Origin of the sequence: Neobacillus drentensis, assembly GCF_036965245.1 — a bacterium.
Classification (GTDB): domain Bacteria; phylum Bacillota; class Bacilli; order Bacillales; family Cytobacillaceae; genus Neobacillus; species Neobacillus drentensis_G.
Genome location: NZ_JBALPG010000211.1, coordinates 1 through 4,382, shown reverse-complemented (window position 1 = coordinate 4,382; position 4,382 = coordinate 1). Strand labels below are relative to the sequence as shown.

The window sequence follows — 4,382 nt, the reverse complement described above, 5'->3', positions numbered from 1 at the left end:
GACTGAGATAAAGGAAAATCGAAAAGCGGAAGCGCCTTGAACAGGCACTAGAGCTAGACAACACGAAGCTATAGTCGATTCGATGTTGACTTATCGTAGGGAGGAGCGGATGGCCACGAAACGCAGGGTGCTGGAACTATAGTGTTAAGAAATTTCAAAGTGATAAAAAATATTATTCTTCGAGAAAAACGGGTTCCTTACCATTGGAATCGACCGTGTATGGTAAAGAATATGCCGGAACAAACATCGAGTCATTCACTAAAATGGAGCGAATATCCTCGCCAGGTTTCAGAACTAAGTCCGTTTTCTTAAGTGCTTGATAAAGGTCTGGCCGATAATCCACGTAAACCTCAGCATCCCCTGTTATGACCAAGGAGAGGTTTTGATTAGTAAAGGGACTAATAACATATGGAGGCTCCTTATATCCTAATTGTTTATAATCCAACGAAAACACATTTTTGGAAATCTGTTTTTTATAAGGCGGAAAACCGTTTGTTTTTATTCTTAATTTAATATCACGAATGGTTTCTGTCATCCGTAAGTCAAGTAATTTAACAGTTGGATTGGTTTCCACATCAACAAGTACATATTGAAAAACCCCTCCGCTTTCAAAGGCATTTCCTGGAGGTTCAGCCATGTACTTAGGAGCAATTTTTTTAAAGTCAATCGGATATTTTTGATATATAGGTGAATCTGCCTCCTTTGTTTTAATCGGCAGTATGCCTCCATTGTCCTTCCTGAAGTCATCTACAGCAGTTTGAACTGCTTGGATTTGATCTTTATATGGGATTTGATTCTGTGCCAATTCTTCTTTAGGATACATACATCCCGATAGCAACATAACTGTTAAAACTAGAAAAAAGCCCATTATGTTTCTTTTCATAAAATCACCTTTTTATCTATGTAATTAATCCTGTTATCCGAGGAATACAATCAGCAGAGTCAATCCTGCAACAATCAAAAATATATAAGCAATAATCGCTGTCATAACCTGGAAAACCCCTTTTAATTTATACCTGCTCAAATAAATGGTTATGATCGCAAGAAACATAAGAGCCATGCCGGCAATTGATATCCACATTTTTAACATTCCTGGTGACAAACATCATTCCCCCTTTTTCGACTGCTATTATACCATAGGTTAATGTTCAAAAAAATAAAAAAACTCTTCCATTGGCAAACCCCTTAAGGCGAAAACAGATGCGTAGTTGCTCTTATGCATAAAAAGAAGCTACCCTTCCTTTGGGCCAAAAAAAACTGAAGTAAAGAGGGGCGAATTCTCTACTTCAGTAAGTTGGACTAAATAACCCATTCTCCAGCGTCATACTACCAGGATGCTTCGTTGCATTGTATGCAATTTAGATAAAAAGCGCATCATATGAACGCCTAATTTATTATTAATAAAGCACATTTTTAGTCTTTAGTATTATTTTTCATCAAGCACATTCACTAAATCTTCCATCTCATGAGTTTTCCCACGAGCCATTAACACATCAACTGCATCTTTTGGGTTTTTACCGTTAAATAAAACGTTATAAAGCGCAAAAGTAATAGGCATAGTGACGTCATACTTTTTAGCCAGCTGATAAGCTGCTTTGGTTGTCCTTACACCCTCAACGACCATTCCCATATTATCAAGAACTTCCTCTAGTGTTTTTCCCTTACCAAGCAAATTGCCAGCTCTCCAGTTCCTCGAATGGACACTAGTACATGTAACAATTAAATCGCCTATTCCTGTTAATCCTGAAAATGTTAACGGATTTGCACCCATTTTGGTGCCGAGACGCGCTATTTCCGCTAATCCACGGGTTATCAAGGCCGCCTTAGCATTATCTCCATAGCCAAGTCCATCTGTTATACCTGCAGCTAATGCAATAATATTCTTTAATGCACCGCCAATTTCAACACCAATTACATCTGAATTCGTGTATACGCGAAAATTATGATTGATGAATAAGTCTTGGATCTTTTCAGCAGCTTCCATATTTTCTGAAGCAACCGTTACTGTTGTTGGGTGCCTGAGGCTAACCTCTTCAGCATGACTTGGGCCTGAAAGGACAACAACGTCTTTTAAGAGCTCTTTTGGCATTTCTTCATTAATCATTTCGGTTATTCGTAACAGCGTATCTGGCTCAATTCCTTTACTAACATGTGCAATCGTAATAGGAACTGCTTGTACTGCACGGATTTTCCTAAGAACTTCGCGAATAGCCTTTGTAGGAACAGCTAAAATAACTGTTTCCACTCCTGCTAAAGCATCACTTAATGAAGCATAGCCAACAATTAATTCTGGCAAAATAATTTCAGGTAAATATTTTTTATTTGTATGATATTCATTGATTTCCTTTACTTGGTCTTCATTATGGCTCCATAGTCGAACCTCATGAGCATTATCTGCTAGCACAATCGCTAGTGCTGTTCCCCAGCTTCCAGCACCTACAACGGCAATAGCCGCTTTTTTATCCTGCATTATCGTACACCCGCCTTATCTTATTTTCTTTCTCTGGCATAAATTTTGATAGGGGTTCCCTCAAATCCAAAAGCGTCTCTAATTCGATTCTCAAGAAACCGCTCATAGGAGAAATGCAATAATTCAGGTTCATTGACAAAAACAACAAAAGTAGGAGGTTTAACTGCTACTTGTGTAGCATAATAAATTTTCAAGCGTTTCCCTTTGTCAGTTGGTGTCGGATTCATGGCGACCGCATCCATAATAACATCATTTAACACACTTGTTTCAACCCGCATGGAATGGTTTTCACTTGCGGTATCGATCATTGGCAGCAGGGTATGAATCCTCTTTTTCGTTTTTGCAGATAAAAACACAATTGGAGCATAACTTAGAAATAAGAAATGTTCCCTAATCTTTTGTTCCAGCTCTTTCATTGTCTTCTCATCTTTTTCAATTGCATCCCACTTATTAACTACAATGACAACGGCACGGCCTGCCTCATGGGCATATCCGGCAATCTTCTTATCTTGCTCAATGATTCCTTCTTCTGCGTTAATGACCACAAGAACGACATCGGAACGTTCAATCGCCCTAAGTGCACGGAGAACACTATATTTTTCGGTACTCTCATACACTTTTCCTTTTTTTCTTATTCCTGCTGTATCAATGATGACATATTTTTGCCCATTATACGTATATGGTGAATCGATTGCGTCACGTGTTGTGCCTGCAATATTGCTGACGATTACCCGATCCTCACCCAAAATCGCATTTACAAGCGATGACTTCCCGACATTTGGCCGTCCAATTAAGGAAAACTTGACCACATCATCATCATATTCTAATGGCTTGTTTTTTGGAAAGTGTTTTGCAGCCTCGTCCAATAAATCACCTAGGCCTAGTCCGTGTGAACCGGAAACGGGGATGGGTTCACCAAATCCCAGTGAATAAAAATCATAAATTTGCTCCCGCATTTCAGGATTATCGATTTTATTAACCCCTAATACAATGGGTTTTTTAGACTTATATAATATTTTTGCAACTTCTTCATCTGCAGCAGTTACCCCTTCTCGTCCATTTGTTAAGAAGATAATAACATCTGCTTCATCAATCGCCACTTCTGCCTGCTGACGAATCTGCTCAAGAAACGGTTCATCACCAATATCAATTCCACCTGTATCGATTACATTAAAATCATGTGTCAACCATTCACCTGAACTATAAATACGATCTCTTGTTACTCCCGGAATATCCTCAACAATGGAAATACGTTCACCGACAATTCGATTAAAAATCGTTGATTTTCCAACGTTAGGTCGTCCAACAATGGCAATAACTGGTTTTACCATAATGACCGCCATCCTTTCTTATATTGAAAAAACTTATTTTAATGTTAGCATTAAATCCATAAGGTTCTTATTCAGTAAAGAAACCCTTCTGTCATTTAGAAGGGCCTAACTTTATTATTTTATCAATGTTAATCCTATCCCGCAATCAAAAGCATAACAAGAATCTTTATCATGATGTTTTTTGTTTACCTTTTTCAAAAAAATGAAAGTGGCTTTGTAATATCGCCCCTGCATTTTCTAATAAGTTCCATCCTACGAGTAATGCAGCAATTAAGGCACAAACGTCAAGATATTCGAAAGCTCCGATTTTATAAGGAAAAGGAATTTTATTCAAGATATAGGCATGTAAGAATTCACCCTGCATGGTTCCGCAAATCACAATTAACAATCGCCCTTTTAATGTCTTTTGCAAAAGAATGGCTAAATACCCAAAGACAATTCCCATCATCCATTCTTTTTTTATGATAATCCAAATAGGGTCAAAGATCTCGAATAAATGGAAGGTTACATAAGCAATCGACACGATAAATGAACAAATAAAATAATAGATAATTGCTCCTCTTTTTTCCTGGCTAATAAAT

Annotated in this window: 5 protein-coding genes; all 5 read right to left on the bottom strand. The window is 37.8% G+C overall.

Annotated elements, in window-relative coordinates; genetic code table 11:
• Window positions 1-172: 172 nt before the first annotated feature.
• Complete coding sequence (locus V7150_RS25540; RefSeq protein ID WP_335523888.1) at window positions 173-883, bottom strand: hypothetical protein; 711 nt, start codon at window positions 881-883, stop codon at window positions 173-175.
• A gap of 33 nt (window positions 884-916) precedes the next feature.
• Window positions 917-1,102 (bottom strand): DUF2768 domain-containing protein, encoded by a 186-nt coding sequence (locus V7150_RS25535; protein ID WP_335523886.1) that lies wholly within the window; start codon window positions 1,100-1,102, stop codon window positions 917-919.
• A gap of 324 nt (window positions 1,103-1,426) precedes the next feature.
• Window positions 1,427-2,470, bottom strand: a complete 1,044-nt coding sequence (locus V7150_RS25530; protein ID WP_335523884.1) for an NAD(P)H-dependent glycerol-3-phosphate dehydrogenase — start codon at window positions 2,468-2,470, stop codon at window positions 1,427-1,429.
• Between the two features lie 20 nt (window positions 2,471-2,490).
• On the bottom strand, window positions 2,491-3,801 hold the full coding sequence (der, locus tag V7150_RS25525; protein WP_335523883.1) for a ribosome biogenesis GTPase Der: 1,311 nt from the start codon (window positions 3,799-3,801) through the stop codon (window positions 2,491-2,493).
• Between the two features lie 169 nt (window positions 3,802-3,970).
• A partial coding sequence (locus tag V7150_RS25520; RefSeq protein WP_335523881.1) for a YphA family membrane protein occupies window positions 3,971-4,382 on the bottom strand: 412 nt, incomplete at its 5' end.